This window comes from Streptomyces sp. NPDC048288, from assembly GCF_043201555.1.
Taxonomy (GTDB): Bacteria; Actinomycetota; Actinomycetes; order Streptomycetales; family Streptomycetaceae; genus Streptomyces.
Genome location: NZ_JBICZD010000010.1, coordinates 319,903 through 335,485, shown reverse-complemented (window position 1 = coordinate 335,485; position 15,583 = coordinate 319,903). Strand labels below are relative to the sequence as shown.

Here is a 15,583-nt window from a genome sequence, read left to right as displayed (position 1 = left end):
CGGTCATGCACACCCAGCCCACTCCGCTGCGCTGGCAGGGAGCGAGCGCCCCGCACACCGACCCGGCGGGCATCTACGAGGCCCTCGCGGACCTCGACCGGCCCTGCTTCGTGGTCCGCACCCCGCACGGCGTCGGCGCCGCGGCCGGCGGCTCGGCCACGGCGGACCCGCGGGGCCTGCCCCTGCTCGCCGCCGTCGCCCCGCTGCCGCCGCGCACCCTCGGCTCCCCCGCCTTCCTGGCCGCGCACGGCGTCCGGCACGCCTACATGGCGGGCGCGATGGCGGGCGGCATCGCCTCCGCCGACCTGGTGGTCGCGCTGGCCCGGGAGGGCTTCCTCGCCTCCTACGGCGCGGCCGGACTGCTGCCGGAGACGATCGCCAAGGCCCTCACCCGGTTCGCCCAGGAGATCCCCGGACTGCCCTACGCCGTCAACCTGATCCACAGCCCGAGCGAGGAGCGCCTGGAGCGCGAGGCGGTGGAGCTGTTCCTGCGCCACGGGGTGCGGTGCGTGGAGGCGTCCGCCTTCATGAACCTCAGCCCGCACGTGGTGCGTTACCGCCTCACGGGCCTGCGCCGCGAACCGTCCGGGGCGGTCGTGGCCGAGCACCGCCTCATCGCGAAGATCTCTCGCCCGGAGACCGCCGAGCGCTTCATGCGGCCCGCCCCGGCCGCGCTCGTCAGCGCGCTGCTCGGCCAGGGCCTGATCACCGCCGAGCAGGCGGACCTGGCCAAGTACGTGCCGATGGCCGACGACATCACGGTCGAGGGCGACTCCGGCGGCCACACCGACCGGCGTCCCCTCCCCGCGCTCCTGCCGACCATCCTGCGGCTGCGCGACACCGTCCAGCACGAGCACCGCTACCCGGTCCCCATCCGGGTCGGCGCGGCCGGCGGGCTGGGCTGCCCCACCTCGGTCGCGGGCGCCTTCGCGATGGGCGCCGCCTACGTGGTGACCGGCTCGGTCAACCAGTCCTGCGTGGAGTCCGGTGCCTCGAAGGCCACCAAGGCGCTGCTCGCGGACGCGGGCATCGCGGACTGCGAGATGGCGCCGGCCGCCGACATGTTCGAGATGGGCGTGGAACTCCAGGTGCTGAAGAAGGGCACCCTGTTCCCGATGCGCGCGAAGCGCCTCTACGAGCTGTACCAGTCCTGCGACGGCCTGGAGGCGCTCCCGGCGGCCGACCGCGCCAAGCTGGAGACGCAGGTCTTCCGCCGTCCGCTGGAGGACGTCTGGCAGGAGTGCGTCGGCTACTTCAGCCGCCGCGACCCCGAGCAGCTGGCCCGTGCCGCAGGCAGTCCGAAGCGGCGGATGGCGCTGGTCTTCCGCTGGTACCTGGGCATGGCCTCGCGCTGGTCCACGACCGGCGACCCGGACCGCGTCCTGGACTACCAGGTGTGGTGCGGCCCGGCGATGGGCGCCTTCAACGACTGGGTCACCGCCAGCTACCTCAAGGCCCCCGGCAACCGCCGGGTCGCCGACGTCGCCCACCACCTGATGCGCGGCGCGGCCTTCCACACCCGCCTCGCCCAGCTCCGGGTCGCGGGCGTCCGTATCCCGTCCTCGGCGGCGGACTACCGCCCGGTCCCGCTGGAGTCACCCGCCCTGGAGGGCGCCCGATGACCCCCGACGCGCTGGAACGCCTGCTGGGCGACCCCTACGACACCGCGAACCCGTACGGTTTCGCCGCGGCCGTCGCCCGTGACGAACAGGACGCGTTCCCCGAGGAGTTGTGCGCGAAGCTCCGCGAGGCCGGCTTCCACCTCAACTACCTCCCCCGGGAGTGGGGCGGCCGTTTCGAGTCCTTCGACCGCAGCATGCTCCTGGTCCGCACCGCCGCCCGCCGGGACCTGAACGTCATGCCGGGCACGATGTTCGGCATCACCGCCGCCACCTGCCTGGCCCTGCACGGCTCGCCCGAACAGCGGAAACGGGCGGCGGAGATCCTCACCGAGGGCGGCGCGATCGGCTTCGCCCTCTCCGAGGCCGGCCACGGCAGCGACCTGCTCGCCAACACGACCCGCCTCGAACCGACCGCCGACGGCTGGGAGTTGACGGGCACAAAGTGGCTGGTCGGCCTCGGCCACCGCTGCGAGGCGGCCTACGTGGTCGCCAGGACCGGCGAGCGCGGCCCCGCCGCCTTCTCCGCGGTCCTCGTCGACCTCACCACCGGCCCCGGCCTGACCCGCGGCCCCCTGCTCCCCACCGCCGGCATGCGCGGCATCGACTTCGCCGACCTCGTCTTCGACCGCTTCCCGGTCCCCCGCGAGGCCCTGGTGGGCCGCGAGGGCGAGGCACTGGAGTCGGTGATGAAGGCCCAGCAGGTGGTCCGCGTGATGAGCATGGCGGGCAGCCTGGGCATCGCCGACACGGCCCTGCGCCTGACCCTGGACCACGCGGCGGGCCGCCGCGTGGGCCGGACAACAGTCCTCGCCTCCCCCTATCCCAGGCGTGAGCTGGCCATCGCCTCGGCCGCCCTGCTGGCGGCGGACGCCGTCGCCCTGGCCGCGTCGAGGGGCATCCACGTGGTCCCCGAGACCTTCAGCGTCTGGGGCTGCGCGGCCAAGCACGTGGTGGCGGAGAGCACGGAGGAAGTGCTCCGCCGCTGCGGAGGAGTCCTGGCATCGAGAGCAGTGCTCCGCGACAACCTCTTCCAGAAGCTCCAACGAGACGCGGCAGTAGTACGCGTGGTGGACACCAGCCCCCTGGCGAACCTCCGCTCCTTCGCAAGCCAGCTGCAGTTCCTCAGGGGCGCGGGACCGCATCAATCAGCGGCTCCGCCGCGGGGCGCGACCAGCCCCCACGCACCCGCGGCCACAACCCAGATCCGCACCATCTTCGACCTCGACGAACCCCTGCCCCCCTACGCCCCCGACCGTCTCGACCTCAACGCCCGCGGCCAGGACCCCGTAACCGCCGCACTCCCCTGCATCGCCCCCGAAGCCCTCGCCCGGCTGACGGCGGCAACCGACCTCCCGGCCGCCCACCTCGTAGCCCGACTCGTCGCAGCCCTGGAAGGCCTCCCGGCCGAACTCGCCGCCGCCGATCGCGACACCGGCCTCATGGACCTCGCCGACCGCTTCACCTGGCTCCACGCGGCCACCGCCTGCCTCTGTCTCTGGTGGGCGAACGAAGCCAACCCCTTCTTCACCACGGCCTGGCTGCAAGCCACCCTCGCCCACCTCCTCGCGAGAGCGACCGGCACCGACCCCCGTCACGAGGGCCCCGCCCAGCTCCCCGCCCTCGACATCACCACCGACCTGCACGACCACGACCAACTGTTCAGCGCCCTCCCCGTCCACCTGGCCTGACCGTCGGAGACATCCCGTGCCGAAGAAAGACCTCACGGAACTGGCCCGGCGGCTGGAGCGCCACCTGGGCGACCCGCACGACCCCGCGAGCCGGATGCCGTACGCCAAAGTCCTGGAGTACGACGAACGGGAGGACTATCCCTACGAGTTCGTCAACCTGCTCCAGCGCTGGGGCGCGCTCGACCACTCCCTGCCGAGCGCCCAGGGCGGCAAGGCGGGTGACGTGGAGATCGGCTTCAACCTGATGCGGTTGATCGCCCGCCGCGACCCGACCACCGCCACCGCGTTCATCATCACCAGTCTCAGCTTCATGCCGGCCTGGGTGGCCGGCACCGACGAGCAGAAGCGGACCCTCGTCGAGGCGATCCAGCAGGGCACCCGGTACGCCTGGGGACTGTCCGAGCGCTCCCACGGCAGTGATCTCACCGCCAACGAGATGACCGCCGAGAAGACCGAGGGCGGCTATCTGCTCACCGGCGAGAAGTGGCTGATCGGCAACGGCCGGGTCGCCGACGGGCTGAGCGTCCACGCCCGTACCGACCCGCGCGGCGGCCCCGCCGGGTACTCCGTGTTCGTGCTGGACAAGCGGCGTACGCCCGCCGGTGCGGTGGACGAGCTGCCGCGGGAGCGGATGCACGGGCTGCGCGGCCTGGACATGAGCGGTTTCCGGCTGGACCGCGTCTTCGTGCCCGACTCGGCGCTGCTCGGCCGGGAGGGGCAGGGCCTGGAGATCGCGCTCAAGACGTCCCAGACGGCACGGGCGCTGATCAGCGGGATCGCGCTGTCGGCGGTCGACACGGGACTGCGGGTGACGCTCGACTTCACCGAGCAGCGGCGGGTGTTCGGCCGTACCGTCAGCGACATCCCGTACTCCCGGCGGCAGTTGGCGGAGTGCTTCGCGGACCTGATGGTGGCGGACGCGGTCAGTCTGGGCGCGGTCCGGGCCCTGCAGGTCGTGCCCGAGCAGACCAGCGTGTGGTCCTCGGTGGTGAAGTACTTCGTGCCGACGCTGCTGGAGCGGACGTTCGCCCAGCTGAACGTCGTGCTCGGGGCCCGGTTCTACCTCCGTGACCATCCGCACTACGCCATCCACCAGAAGATGATGCGGGACCTGCCGGTGGCCAACTTCGCCGACGGCAACACGGTGGTGAACCTGAAGAACATCGCCCTGCAGCTGGAGGGCCTGCTCGCCGCCGGGCCGGCCGCCGAGGCCGAGGAGCGGACAGCCGTGCTCTTCGGCATCGAGGCGGAGCTGCCGCTGTACCGGCCCTGGGACCAGGAGCTGTTCAGCCGGGGCCGGGACGACGCGCTCCAGGCGGCGCCGGCCGCGCTCGCCCTCCTTCGCCGTCTCGCGCGGGCGGGCGACGAGCAGGGCTGGCTGGCACGCTCCGCCGAGGTGGGCGCCGAACTCCTGGCCCACGCCGACTCGTTGCGGGAGCGCACCGCGCGGCTGCGGGCGGCGCTCGGCCGGGACTTCGGCCAGTCGGCGGACCTCTTCGACCTGGCCAAGGAGTACTGCCTGCTGCACGCCACGGCCGCCTGTCTGCACACCTACGTCCACTCGGCCGCCGCCCTGGACGACCCGCTGCCCAGCGGTGCCCTGCTGCTGCTCCAGCTGGAGCGGATCCGGCGGCAGCTGCGGCCGCACGAGGCGGTCACCGACGCGGCCGTGGTCGACGAGGTGATGCGGGTGCTGCGGCAACTGCACCGGGAGAACCGGCTGTTCTCGTACTGGCAGTTCCCGCTCGCCGAGCGCGGCGACCTGACCGCGGCCCGGCGCTGAGATGGCCGACCGGTATCTGTGGCTGCTGCCGGAAGGGGCCGCCGAGGCGTTCATCGCGCGGATGGGCGGCACGGCCCTGCTCTCCGGTGAGGAGCGGGCGCGCTGTGAGCGCGCGCTCTCGCCGGACCTGCGGCGGCGGCGGCTCGCGGGGCGGCTGCTGGCCCGGCACGCGCTGGCCGAGCGGTCCGGCCGGCCGCCCGGCGCGTGGCGGTTCCGGACGGCCGGGGACGGGCGTCCGGAACCGGAACCGGCCCACGACGGACTGCGGTTCAACCTCACCCACACCGACGACCTGATCGCCTGTGTGGTGACCGACTCGGGCCGGGCCTGCGGGGTCGACGCCGAGGCGTCTCCGGCCGGTCCGGACGCGCTCGCGCACCTGCCCCGGTTCTTCGCCCCGGCCGAGCGGGCCGAGGTGGAGCGGGCGCCGCGGGAGGAGCGGGCGGCGCTGGTGGCCGCGTACTGGGTGCTCAAGGAGGCGTACCTCAAGGCACTCGGCACGGGGTTGCGGCGCGAGCTCTCCACGATCGCGTTCACCCACCCGTCCGGCGCACCCCGGATCGCCGTGTTCGACTCCCGGCGCCCCACCTCCGACTGGCATTTCGACCTGATCCACCCCGCCCCCGGCCAGGTGCTGGCCGTGGCCGCCGAACGGGCCCGCCCCGACGGCCTGACCACCACCGTCCTGTCCCGCTGAACACCGAGGAGCACCGATGTCCGTCAAGCCCCGCATCGCCGTCGTGGGCGCAGGAGTGGCCGGCCTGTCCGCCGCCTACGCGCTGCGCGAGCACGCCCAGATCACCCTGTTCGAACGCGAGGACCGTCCCGGCGGCCACGCCAACTCCGTGGAGGTCGAGGACGCCGGCCGCACCCTGGGCATCGACACCGCGTTCGTCGTGTTCAACCGGCCCGCCTACCCCAACCTCTCCGCGTTCTTCGCGGAGTTGGAGGTGCCGAGCAAGCAACTCCTCAGCGGGTTCAACTTCTTCGACCTGAGCAACGGTCTGCAGTACGGCAGCGACGAGATGGACCTGCCGGAGGAGGAGGTGCGGGCCCGCTACCCCGAGTACTTCCAGACCATCTGGCGGGAGGCGCGGCGCTTCCACGAGGAGGGCCGGCACGACTTCTTCCGCAAGCGCACCGACCTGCCGATGGGCGAGTACCTCGACCGGAACGGCTACAGCGAGGAGTTCCGGTACGGCTACTTCATCCTGCTGTGCAGCGCGGTGTGGTCGGTGCCGGCCGAGCTGGTCTGGGAGATGCCGGCCACCACGGTGATCGCGTTCTTCATGGCGCACGACGAGAGCGGCCTCGGCGGCCGGCGCGTCGACTGGCGGACCGTGGAGGGGGGTTCGATCGCGTACGTGCGCAAGGTGCTCGCCGCGATCGACCCGAAGACGCGGCTCGCGGAGCCGGTCACCGGCGTCCGCGAGGACGCGGACGGGGTGGCGGTGCGGACCGCGCACGGCGAGGAGCGCTTCGACTACGCCGTGCTCGCCACCCACGCGGACGTGAGCCGCGCGCTGCTGGAGAACCCGACCCCGGCCCAGCGCGAGCTGCTGGCGCCGCTGCGCTACAACGCCTCCACGGTGATCCTGCACACCGACCCGTCGGTGATGCCTGCCGACCGTGACCGCTGGGAGGCGTGGAACTACGGCAAGGTGACCGTCGACGGGCAGCCGCGCACCTATGTGGCGTACTACATGAACAAGCTGCACGGCTTCGAGTCGGCGACCGACTACTTCGTCACCCTGGACTACCCGCTGGAGGTCGACGAGGCGGCCGTCATCCGGCGGTTCGACTACGAGCACCCGGTTCTCGACATGGCGATGCGCGCCGCCCAGCAGACCATCTACCAGGTCAACGAGGGCCCGCGGGTGAAGCTGTGCGGCTCCTACTTCCACTCCAAGCAGCAGTACTGGGACCAGATCGGCTCCCACGAGGCCGCGTTCTCCTCCGGGAAGGAGGCGGCGGCCCAGCTGCTGCGGGAACTCGGCGCCTAGGCCGGGTGCCGGCGGGCCGACTCGTTCTCCTGGGCCATGCGGCGCAGGGCCATCAGGGCGGGCTCCAGGAGGACGGTCAGCAGGAGGGCGCGTTCGGCGGCCTCCAACGGGTCGTCGAGGTCGTCGAGTTGGTCGAGGTCGAGGACCGCGGTGCGTTCGGCGAGGCGGGCGTAGGGCAGCAGGGTGTGCCCGTCCAGCGGGACGCCGAGCGAGCGGAGCGAGGTGATCGTCTCGGCGAGGGTGGCGCGGGCGGGGGCCTGCCGGTGCACGTTCCAGCCCAGCTCCTTGACCAGTGCGTCGACCTCGGCGGTCTCGGGGGCGTCCGCGGCCTGCTCGGCGGGGAGCCGGATGGTGCCGAGGGCGAGTCCGAGAAGGCGGTGGGTGTCGCCGTCGTGCTCGCCGAGCGCGTCCAGCACCTCGCGGGTGGCGCTCACCGAGAGGCCGCGGACGCCGGTCAGGGCGCGGATCAGCCGGAGCCGCCGCAGGTGCTGTTCGTCGTACTCGGCCTGGGTGGCGGCGGTCTGACGGCCCGTCGGGAGCAGGCCCTCGCGCAGGTAGTACTTGATCGTGGTGACGGAGACGCCGCTGCGGCGGCTCAGCTCGGACATGCGCATCGGGTTCGGCTCCGCTCTCGCGTCGGTATCGGCTCCGTTCCCCCGGACGACACCTCGGCACTGGAAATTGGATACCTCTACTGTCTAACATGGATAGTAGAGGTATCCAATTTCTTCCCACGGGAGAAGGCCGCGCCATGCCCACCCTGCGCTGGACCACCGTCAACACCCCCGCACCCGACGCCGAGGCGTTCGTGATGGCGTCCCGGCTGGAGGTCCGCTCCCTCAAGGACGTGCCGCGGTTCTTCGCCAAGTCGCTGGTGGCGTGGAAGCAGGTCACCGGGGCGCCCGGCGCGTACGGCGCGTCACTGATCGCCGAGCCCCTGAAGCGCACCTTCTGGACGCTGTCCGCCTGGGAGGACAAGGACGCCCTCTACCGGTACGCGAGGACCGAGCCGCACAAGTCGGTCATGACCGGGCTGCGCCCCACCATGAAGGGCTCGGTCTTCACGTTCTGGCAGGTCCCGGCGGCCGGACTGCCCATCGACTGGACCGACGCCCGGCGCCGGCTCGCCGAGCAGGAACGCTCCGACGCCGACACCGACAGCTGACCCGCCCCCGCCCCCCACGAGCCCCTTCGCTAGGAGCTAGGAGCCTCCCCGCCATGACCCTGTCCGAAGAGAGCCCGGTCCTCCAGGAGCCGGCCGCCCCCGCCGCCGAGGGGCGCCGGGTGCCGCTGTGGCTCGCGATCGTCGCGTGCAGCGTGCCCATGTTCATGGTCGCGCTGGACAACCTCGTCGTGTCGACGGCCCTGCACACCCTCGCCGTCGACCTGCAGGCGAACACCCAGGAACTCCAGTGGTTCGTCAACGCCTACGTGCTGAGCTTCGCCTGCCTGCTCATGACCGGCGCCGCGCTCGGTGACCGGTTCGGCCGCCGCGCGGTCTTCGTCGTCGGCATCGCCGTGTTCACGCTGGCCTCCATCGGCTGCGGACTGTCCGACACCAGCGCCCAGTTGATCACCTTCCGGGCGGTCCAGGGCTTCGGCGCGGCGGCCGTGATGCCGCTGTCGCTGACCCTGCTCTCGCAGGCGGTGCCGGAGAAGCTGCGCGGACTGGCGCTGGGCGTCTGGTCCGGGGTCAGCGGACTCGCCGTGGCCATGGGCCCGGTCGTCGGCGGGGCGGTCGTCGACGGTCTGGACTGGCGCTGGATCTTCTGGATCAACGTGCCGGTGTGCGTGATCGCGATACCGCTGGTGCTGTTCGCGCTGCGCGAGAGCACCCTGCCGGGCGTCCGCCTCGACCTGGTCGGCATGGTGCTGGCGGCGGCCGGGCTGTGCGCGGTGGTCTGGGCGATCGTGCACGGCGAGCCCGACGGCTGGACCTCGGCCAAGGTGCTGGGGGCGTTCGGGGGCGGCGCGGTCCTGCTGGCCGCCTTCGTGCTCTGGGAGGCCCGCACCGACGAACCGATGCTGCCGCTCTCCTTCTACCGGGTGCGGGCCTTCACGCTCACCAACATCGTGTCGGCGACCATGTACTTCGGCGTCTTCGGCTCCCTGTTCCTGCTCGCCCAGTACCTCCAGATCGTCCCCCCGCGCTCCCCGCTGGAGGCCGGTGTCCGCACCCTCGCCTGGACGCTGATGCCGATGTTCGTGGCCCCGGTGGCCGGTCTGATCACGGACAAGGTCGGCGGCGGCCGGCTGATGGCCCTCGGCCTCTTCCTGCAGGGCGTCGGCCTCGGCTGGATCAACCTGGTCGCCGGCACCGACACCGCGTACCCCTCGCTGGTCGGCCCGATGATCGTGGCCGGCATCGGCATGGGCTTCGTGTTCGCGCCGACGGCCGCGGTGGTCCTCGGCTCGGTGGCCAAGGAGCACGCGGGCAAGGCGTCCGGCGCCAACACCACCGTCCGGGAGATCGGCGGCGCGCTCGGGATCGCCGTCCTGAGCACGGTGTTCGTGACCTACGGCAGCACCGAGGGCCCGCAGCAGTTCGTCGACGGGCTGCACCCCGCCGTGTGGGTCGGGGTCGCGGTGGTCTTCTTCGGCGCCCTGTGCGCCCTGGGCATCCCGCGCCGTCCGCGACCGGTGGACGAGCAGGCCTGAGCCGTCGCGAAGGGCGGAGGCACCCGGCCGGGGCGCCTCCGCCCTTTCCTGCGTCCGCTCAGCCCGCGATGATCTCGGCGAACCGCTCCGCGCCCACGTTGCCGCCGGACAGCACGACCCCGATCCGGCGCGGCAGCGGCGTCACCCGGCGGGCGAGCAGCGCGGCCAGGCCGCTGGCGCCGCTCGGCTCCACGACGGTCTTCAGGCGTTCGAAGGCGAACCGCATCGCGTCCCGGATCTGGTCGTCGCTCACCAGCGAGATGTCGTCCACCAGGCGCCGGTTGACGGAGAAGGTCAGCTCGCCGGGGATGTCGGCCGCCTGGCCGTCGGCGATGGTCCTCGGCACCGGGATCGACACCCGGTGTCCCGCCGCCAGCGACCGCCGGGTGTCGTCGCCGGCCTCCGGCTCCACCCCGACCACCCGGATCCCGGGCAGCAGCCCCTTGGCGGCGGTGGCGCTGCCCGCGATCAGCCCGCCGCCCCCGACGGGCACCACCAGGGCGTCCAACTCACCGACCTCCTCGATGAGTTCGAGGGCGGCCGTGCCCTGTCCTGCGATGACGTGCGGGTGCTCGTACGGCGGGATGAGCGCGAGCCCGCGGTCGGCGGCGAGGGCCTCGCCGATCGCGACCCGGTCGCCGGTGTAGCGGTCGTACGTCACGATCTCCGCGCCGTAGCCGGCGGTCGCCTCCAGCTTGGCGCGCGGGGTGTCCTCGGGCATCACGATGACGGCGGTGGTGCCGAGTTCGCGGGCGGCGAGGGCGACGGCCTGGGCGTGGTTGCCCGAGGAGTAGGCGGCGATCCCCTTGGCCAGCTGCGCGGCGGAGAGCCGGGACGCGGCGTTGTAGGCGCCCCGGAACTTGAACGCGCCGATGCGCTGCAGGTTCTCGCACTTCAGGAAGACCTCGGCACCGACCAGCTCGTCCAGGGTGCGCGACCGCAGCACGGGGGTGCGGTGGGCCACTCCCTCGATCCGCGCGGCCGCGTCGCGCACGTCCTGGAGGGTCACGGGCGGGGTGTCGGTCATCTTCGTCCTCCGTTCCGGGCGCCGGCGGGCACCGGATGGGCGTAGGTCGTCTGGAATTATTGTCTATCATCTGGACAGGAAGTCCAGACCCGACCCTGGCGGGGGTATCCATGGCACACGGACCGGCAGCGGCGGCGGGCGGCGGGGCCACCGCGCGCGCCGAGCAGGACGCGATCATCGCGGCGCTGACCCCGGTCGTCGACGGCATCGTCGCGACCCTCGGCTCCTTCTGCGAGGTCGTGATACACGACTTCCGGCGCCCGGAGCGGTCGGTGGTCGCCCTCGCCGGGTCGGTCACCGGCCGCGGGGTCGGCGGGTCGATGAGCGAGATCGGCATGAAGCTGCTGGCGGCCGGGGACGAGGCGGCCGACGAGCTGAACTACCTCACCCGCACCCGGGACGGAAAGCTGGTCAAGTCCTCCACGATGGTGCTGCGCGACTCGGCCGGTACGGCGTTCGGGGCGCTGTGCGTCAACCTGGACGTCACGGCGGTGAGCCAGGCGCACACCCTGCTCGGCGGCCTCGCCGGAGTCACCGCCGTGCCCGAGACGGCGCCCACCACGACCTTCGGCGACGACATCACGGCCGTACTGGACTCGATCGTCGACGCCCGCCAGCTCCGCCAGAACAAGCCCTGGCCCCAGCTCACCCGCGCCGAACGCCTGGAGCTCTTCCGCGACCTCGACCGGCAGGGCGTCTTCGCGGTGCGCGGAGCGGTCCAGCAGGTCGCCGCCCGCCTCGGCATCTCCCGGGCCTCCGCCTACACCTACCTGTCCGCGACCCGCACCGACTGACCGCCCGGCCACCCGGGGCATCCGGCCGACCGCGTCACCCGATCTCGACGACCCGGGCCCAGGCGGGCGGTGCGTCCGGTACGTAGTCGGGGTCGGACTCGCGGTACGCCGTGCCGGTGCGCGGCCGGGGAAACAGCCCGACCACCGTCCGGCACGGCGGCTGGGCCTCGGGCCAGGGGGTCTGCCCGTCGGTGAGGGCCACCACCACGTCCGGTGCCGGCCGCCCGCGCAGCGCTCTGGCGAAGCCCGCGCGCAGGTCGGTACCGCCGCCGCCCACCAGGGGGATCCCCTCCGCGCGGCACAGCGGATGCGCGGTCCGGGCGGCCGCGTCGCAGGACACCACGCTGACCAGGTCGCGACGGCCGCCGACGGCGCGGGCGATGGCGGCCACCTCCAGCAGGGCGCCGCCCAGTTCGGCGTCGCTGACCGAGCCGGAGGTGTCGATGACGACGGCGACCCGGGGCGGGCGGCGGCGCAGGCTGGGCAGGACCACCCCGGGCAGGCCGGCCGAGCGGCGCGAGGGGCGGCCGTAGCTGTAGTCGTCGCCGGCGCCCGCGGCGGAGGTCGCCGAGCGGACGGCGGCGCCCAGCAGCTCCCGCCAGGGCTGGGGCGGGTGGAAGACCTCCTCCGCCCAGCGCCGCCAGCCCTGCGGGGCGCTGCCCGGGCGGCCGGTGATGGCCTGTGCCACCCGGAACCGGACCCCGTCGCGTTCCTGGTCGCTCAGGCCGTGCGCGCCGTCGGGCCCCAGGTCCCACTCCCGGGTCCGGCCGTCGGCGCCGCTGCCGCAGTCCAGCCAGGAGATGTCCCGGGTCAGCGGTCCGAGCCGGAACTCGCGCAGGTAGTCCTCCATCAGCTGCCCCTCGGTCAGCCGCAGCATGTACGGCCGGACGGCGCCCCGGGGCTGGACGAGTCCGTCGCCGTAGGCGTCGTCGTTGATCTCCAGGTCCGCCGCGATGTTCATCCGGAGCCGTTCGCCGGCGCCGGTCAGGCCGCGTTCCCGGGCGACCCGGTCGCTGCGCGCGTGGTGCTCGCGCAGCAGGTGCGACACCTCGTGCACCCACACCCCGGCCAGGTCCTCCTCCGGCATCAGGTCGACGAACCCGGGCGAGACATAGCACCGCCAGTGGGTGTCGACGGCCATGGTCGGCACCTGGCGCGACTCCACGACATGCAGGGCGAACAGGGCCGTCGCCAGGTAGGGGCGGGCCCGGGCGGCCTGCAGCCGGGCGGCATAAAGCTTGTCGAGGTCCAGTGCCCCGGTCGGGTCCGCGGTCATCGGCCCGCCTTCGCCGTGACCCGCCCGGCGGCCCGGCCCGTGACCCGGTCGGCGGCCCGGTCGGCGCGCCGGGACACGGACACTGCCCCGGCCAGCCGCTCGATCTCGGCCGGGACGTCCCAGTCGTCGCGGCGGAGCGCGGCCAGGGTGGTGGCGGGGACGACCACCAGGTCGGGGGCTCCGGTGTCCAGCGCGCGGACCAGTACCGCCCAGGCCGCCTCCCAGCGGGCCCGGTCCGGCCGTTCGCGGACCGCGGCGACCACACCGTCGAGGACGGCCTGGCGCAGGTCGCCGCGCTCGGGCAGCTCGGCGGCGCCGGGGTCGGCGAGCAGGGTCTCGGGGTCGGGGAGTTCCAACCGGTCGACGCTCGCCAGGAGTTCGAGCCCCGGGCCGTCCCCGACCGTGCCCCTGACCAGCAGGGAGAGCACGTCCCGGGAGGATCCGGCGGCGTGCGCGAAGGCGACCAGGCGCAGGGTCATGTCCCAGCTGCGGGGCGACGGCCAGGCGCCGCCCCGGCGGACCTCGCCGCTCGGCAGGCGGTGCACGAGGGTGGGGCGGGTGGCGAGCAGGCCGCACACCGCGCGGCGCGCGAAGTCCACGGCGGCGGGCAGCCGTTCGGGGTCGAGCCGGGGCAGGACGGCCCGGGGCCAGGTGCCGCCGAGGCCGCGTACGACGACCTCGTGGTCGTGGGCCCACTGCAGGTGCACGAAACGGTTGGCCAGCGGCGGGCTCAGTTCCCAGCCGTCGGCCGCGGAGGAACGCGGGTTGGCGGCGGCCACGATCCGTACGCCGGGCGGCAGTCGCAGGGCGCCGACGCGCCGCTCCAGGACCAGCCGGAGGAGGGCGGCCTGGACGGCCGGTGGCGCGGTGGACAGTTCGTCGAGGAACAGCAGGCCCCGGCCGGCCTTCACCAGCCGGATCGCCCAGTCCGGCGGGGCCATCGGGACGCCCTGGACGGCGGGGTCGTCCCCCACGACGGGCAGCCCGGAGAAGTCGGACGGCTCGTGCACGCTGGCGATCACGGTGGTCAGCGGCAGTTGGAGGGTCTCGGACAGCTGGGTGAGGGCCGCGGTCTTGCCGATGCCGGGCTCGCCCCACAGCAGGACGGGCAGGTCGGCGGCGACGGCGAGGGTGAGCGCCTCCAGCTGGATGTCGGTGCGGGGTTCGGTGGCGGAGTCGCCGAGCAGGGTCAACAGGGAGTCCGCGACGGCCAGTTGGTCAGTCATCTGGGTGGGCATGTCTGATCACCTTGGAGCGTGAGGAGGCAAAGGGGCGTGAGAGGGCAAGGGGGTGCGAGAAAGCCTTGGGGTGTGGTTCAGCGCCGGCCGGCGGGGCGTGGGCCCAGGCGGGGGTCGTGGCGCTCGCGGTGCCGGGTGCGGACGGGTGCGTCGCGGGATCCGGCGAGGCCCGCCCGGTAGAGGCCGTAGTCGACGCGCCGGCGCGCGGCCGACTCCAGTTCGTCCTTCAACGGGCCGTCGCGCAGGACGGCTTCGGGGCCCAGCAGTCCCTCCACGACGGCGAGCGCGCCGGCGATGTCCCCGTGGTCGAGGCGTTCGCGGACGCCGGTGAGGCAGTCCGGGCGGCGGTGTGCCGCGTCGATGACCCGCAGGCAGGGCAGCGGCGGGCCGCCGAACGCCATCAGCAGTTCCTCGCGCCGCAGTTCGTCCGGGGAGTGGTCCAGCGGGGACAGCACCCCGTCGACCAGGCCGATCCGGTGCCGGGCGCCCCGGCACTCCACGAGGCGGGCCTGCCCGGCCGGGTCCGGGCTCCGGTCGCGGGCGGCCGGTACGTGACCGGGGACGAGTGCGGGGGCGACCAGCGGGTGCAGCCGGTCGGCGTCGATCAGTCCGGCGCGCAGCAGTTCCAGATCGGGGAGGATCCAGGTCGCCGCGTCGGGCAGCACGGGCAGCGCGCCGGTGTCCTTTCCGCCGGTGCCGGTGGTCGTCGTTCCGTCGGCCGCGACGTGCAGGGCGAGCCGCTGCCGGCCGCCCAGGCGTACGACGACGCCTCCGCTGTTCCGTCCTTCGGCGCGCAGCACGATCCGGGCCTCGTCCGCCCAGCGGCCGGTGGCGCACGGCGACGGTTCGCCGTCGGGCAGTCGGTCGGCGCCGGAGCGGGTCCGCAGGTCGCCGGCGGCGCCCGCGTGCCAGAGGTGGCGGTGCAGGTCGAAGCGGAACCGCCGGCTGGGCCGCGGGTGCGGATGTCCCCGGGCGGCGGGCTCGCCCGGTGTGCCGTCCCAGAGCGCCAGGCTGATCCGCTGTCCGGCGTCCGCCCAGGCCGGCGGGGTCCGGGCGACGAGCCACAGGGAGCTGTCGCCGACGTCGTGGCGGGCGAGCGCGACGGTCAGCCCGGGCCGCAGCAGTCCGTCGGGGGCGACCCTCGGCAGGTGCCAGCGCAGCAGGTCGGGAGCGAGCCCCCGCAGGTCGGCCCGGATCCGCCGCACCACGTCCCGGCCCCCAGCGCGGGCCAGGAGGCGCAGGTCGAGATCGACGTCGAAGCCGGCGGCGGCACAGGCGCCCGCCCAGTCCCCGGTGGTCCGGCGGGCGGTCGCGGTATCGATCATGGCGGGCGGTACGGCGAACTCGCGTACACGCCGCCAGAGGGAGAGACGGGTGTCCCCGTGCGCGGGATGAGTGGCCATCAGCACTCACCTTGCGCGGACGGGACCCCCATTCTGTGAACAGAGTGAGTGGTCATCACGGGGAGCGTACGACGTCCCCTCCCCCGTCGGC

The 15,583-nt window shown here is 73.6% G+C and carries 13 protein-coding genes; 8 read left to right on the top strand and 5 right to left on the bottom strand.

Annotated elements, in window-relative coordinates; genetic code table 11:
• Positions 1 to 5: 5 nt before the first annotated feature.
• From ACGFZS_RS33765 to ACGFZS_RS33745, 5 genes are read left to right on the top strand one after another with little or no spacing between them, the layout of a single operon-like run.
• Positions 6 to 1,622 (top strand): PfaD family polyunsaturated fatty acid/polyketide biosynthesis protein, encoded by a 1,617-nt coding sequence (locus tag ACGFZS_RS33765; protein ID WP_393798273.1) that lies wholly within the window; start codon positions 6 to 8, stop codon positions 1,620 to 1,622.
• Positions 1,619 to 3,310, top strand: coding sequence for an acyl-CoA dehydrogenase family protein (locus ACGFZS_RS33760; protein WP_393798272.1), 1,692 nt, complete (start codon positions 1,619 to 1,621; stop codon positions 3,308 to 3,310). The genes ACGFZS_RS33765 and ACGFZS_RS33760 overlap by 4 nt, the downstream gene beginning before the upstream one ends.
• 16 nt (positions 3,311 to 3,326) lie before the next feature.
• Positions 3,327 to 5,093 carry an acyl-CoA dehydrogenase family protein gene (locus ACGFZS_RS33755; protein WP_393798271.1) on the top strand — a complete coding sequence of 589 codons (1,767 nt, stop codon included), beginning with the start codon at positions 3,327 to 3,329 and terminating at the stop codon, positions 5,091 to 5,093.
• A gap of 1 nt (position 5,094) precedes the next feature.
• Complete coding sequence (locus ACGFZS_RS33750; protein WP_393798270.1) at positions 5,095 to 5,790, top strand: 4'-phosphopantetheinyl transferase family protein; 696 nt, start codon at positions 5,095 to 5,097, stop codon at positions 5,788 to 5,790.
• Between the two features lie 16 nt (positions 5,791 to 5,806).
• Positions 5,807 to 7,096, top strand: coding sequence for an NAD(P)/FAD-dependent oxidoreductase (locus ACGFZS_RS33745; RefSeq protein ID WP_393798269.1), 1,290 nt, complete (start codon positions 5,807 to 5,809; stop codon positions 7,094 to 7,096).
• Here ACGFZS_RS33745 and ACGFZS_RS33740 read toward each other — a convergent pair.
• Positions 7,093 to 7,710, bottom strand: coding sequence for a MerR family transcriptional regulator (locus tag ACGFZS_RS33740; RefSeq protein ID WP_393798268.1), 618 nt, complete (start codon positions 7,708 to 7,710; stop codon positions 7,093 to 7,095). The two genes, ACGFZS_RS33745 and ACGFZS_RS33740, sit on opposite strands and share 4 nt — an antisense overlap.
• A gap of 137 nt (positions 7,711 to 7,847) precedes the next feature.
• Here ACGFZS_RS33740 and ACGFZS_RS33735 point away from each other — a divergent pair, with 137 nt between their 5' ends.
• Positions 7,848 to 8,261 carry a DUF3291 domain-containing protein gene (locus ACGFZS_RS33735; protein ID WP_393798267.1) on the top strand — a complete coding sequence of 138 codons (414 nt, stop codon included), beginning with the start codon at positions 7,848 to 7,850 and terminating at the stop codon, positions 8,259 to 8,261.
• A 53-nt stretch (positions 8,262 to 8,314) separates the two neighbouring features.
• Positions 8,315 to 9,754 carry a DHA2 family efflux MFS transporter permease subunit gene (locus ACGFZS_RS33730; protein WP_393798266.1) on the top strand — a complete coding sequence of 480 codons (1,440 nt, stop codon included), beginning with the start codon at positions 8,315 to 8,317 and terminating at the stop codon, positions 9,752 to 9,754.
• Between the two features lie 58 nt (positions 9,755 to 9,812).
• On the opposite strand, the gene ACGFZS_RS33725 is transcribed toward ACGFZS_RS33730, so the two are convergent.
• Positions 9,813 to 10,781 carry a threo-3-hydroxy-L-aspartate ammonia-lyase gene (locus ACGFZS_RS33725; RefSeq protein ID WP_393798265.1) on the bottom strand — a complete coding sequence of 323 codons (969 nt, stop codon included), beginning with the start codon at positions 10,779 to 10,781 and terminating at the stop codon, positions 9,813 to 9,815.
• Positions 10,782 to 10,891: 110 nt separating this feature from the next.
• Between ACGFZS_RS33725 and ACGFZS_RS33720 the strand changes: the two genes are divergently transcribed.
• Entirely contained in the window at positions 10,892 to 11,575 is a 684-nt protein-coding gene (locus ACGFZS_RS33720; protein WP_393798264.1) for a transcriptional regulator, read from the top strand.
• Between the two features lie 34 nt (positions 11,576 to 11,609).
• Here the strand turns inward: ACGFZS_RS33720 and ACGFZS_RS33715 are convergent, their stop codons facing one another.
• The 3 genes from ACGFZS_RS33715 to ACGFZS_RS33705 all read right to left on the bottom strand — a co-directional run bounded on the left by ACGFZS_RS33715 (position 11,610) and on the right by ACGFZS_RS33705 (position 15,492).
• Entirely contained in the window at positions 11,610 to 12,851 is a 1,242-nt protein-coding gene (locus tag ACGFZS_RS33715; RefSeq protein WP_393798263.1) for a VWA-like domain-containing protein, read from the bottom strand.
• Positions 12,848 to 14,089: an AAA family ATPase gene (locus ACGFZS_RS33710; protein ID WP_393798262.1), complete on the bottom strand. Its 1,242-nt coding sequence runs from the start codon at positions 14,087 to 14,089 to the stop codon at positions 12,848 to 12,850. Before ACGFZS_RS33710 ends, ACGFZS_RS33715 begins: the two co-directional genes overlap by 4 nt.
• A 77-nt stretch (positions 14,090 to 14,166) precedes the next feature.
• Entirely contained in the window at positions 14,167 to 15,492 is a 1,326-nt protein-coding gene (locus tag ACGFZS_RS33705) for a hypothetical protein (RefSeq protein WP_393798261.1), read from the bottom strand.
• Positions 15,493 to 15,583: the final 91 nt, after the last annotated feature.

What these genes read in the sequence shown, in the direction of transcription:
- ACGFZS_RS33725 (WP_393798265.1), bottom strand. Translation starts at nt 10,781, where the DNA reads ATGACCGACACCCCGCCCGTGACCCTCCAGGACGTGCGCGACGCGGCC.
- ACGFZS_RS33740 (WP_393798268.1), bottom strand. Translation starts at nt 7,710, where the DNA reads ATGCGCATGTCCGAGCTGAGCCGCCGCAGCGGCGTCTCCGTCACCACG.
- ACGFZS_RS33715 (WP_393798263.1), bottom strand. Translation starts at nt 12,851, where the DNA reads ATGACCGCGGACCCGACCGGGGCACTGGACCTCGACAAGCTTTATGCC.
- ACGFZS_RS33760 (WP_393798272.1), top strand. Translation starts at nt 1,619, where the DNA reads ATGACCCCCGACGCGCTGGAACGCCTGCTGGGCGACCCCTACGACACC.
- ACGFZS_RS33735 (WP_393798267.1), top strand. Translation starts at nt 7,848, where the DNA reads ATGCCCACCCTGCGCTGGACCACCGTCAACACCCCCGCACCCGACGCC.
- ACGFZS_RS33730 (WP_393798266.1), top strand. Translation starts at nt 8,315, where the DNA reads ATGACCCTGTCCGAAGAGAGCCCGGTCCTCCAGGAGCCGGCCGCCCCC.
- ACGFZS_RS33705 (WP_393798261.1), bottom strand. Translation starts at nt 15,492, where the DNA reads ATGGCCACTCATCCCGCGCACGGGGACACCCGTCTCTCCCTCTGGCGG.
- ACGFZS_RS33745 (WP_393798269.1), top strand. Translation starts at nt 5,807, where the DNA reads ATGTCCGTCAAGCCCCGCATCGCCGTCGTGGGCGCAGGAGTGGCCGGC.
- ACGFZS_RS33765 (WP_393798273.1), top strand. Translation starts at nt 6, where the DNA reads ATGCACACCCAGCCCACTCCGCTGCGCTGGCAGGGAGCGAGCGCCCCG.
- ACGFZS_RS33720 (WP_393798264.1), top strand. Translation starts at nt 10,892, where the DNA reads ATGGCACACGGACCGGCAGCGGCGGCGGGCGGCGGGGCCACCGCGCGC.
- ACGFZS_RS33750 (WP_393798270.1), top strand. Translation starts at nt 5,095, where the DNA reads ATGGCCGACCGGTATCTGTGGCTGCTGCCGGAAGGGGCCGCCGAGGCG.
- ACGFZS_RS33710 (WP_393798262.1), bottom strand. Translation starts at nt 14,089, where the DNA reads ATGCCCACCCAGATGACTGACCAACTGGCCGTCGCGGACTCCCTGTTG.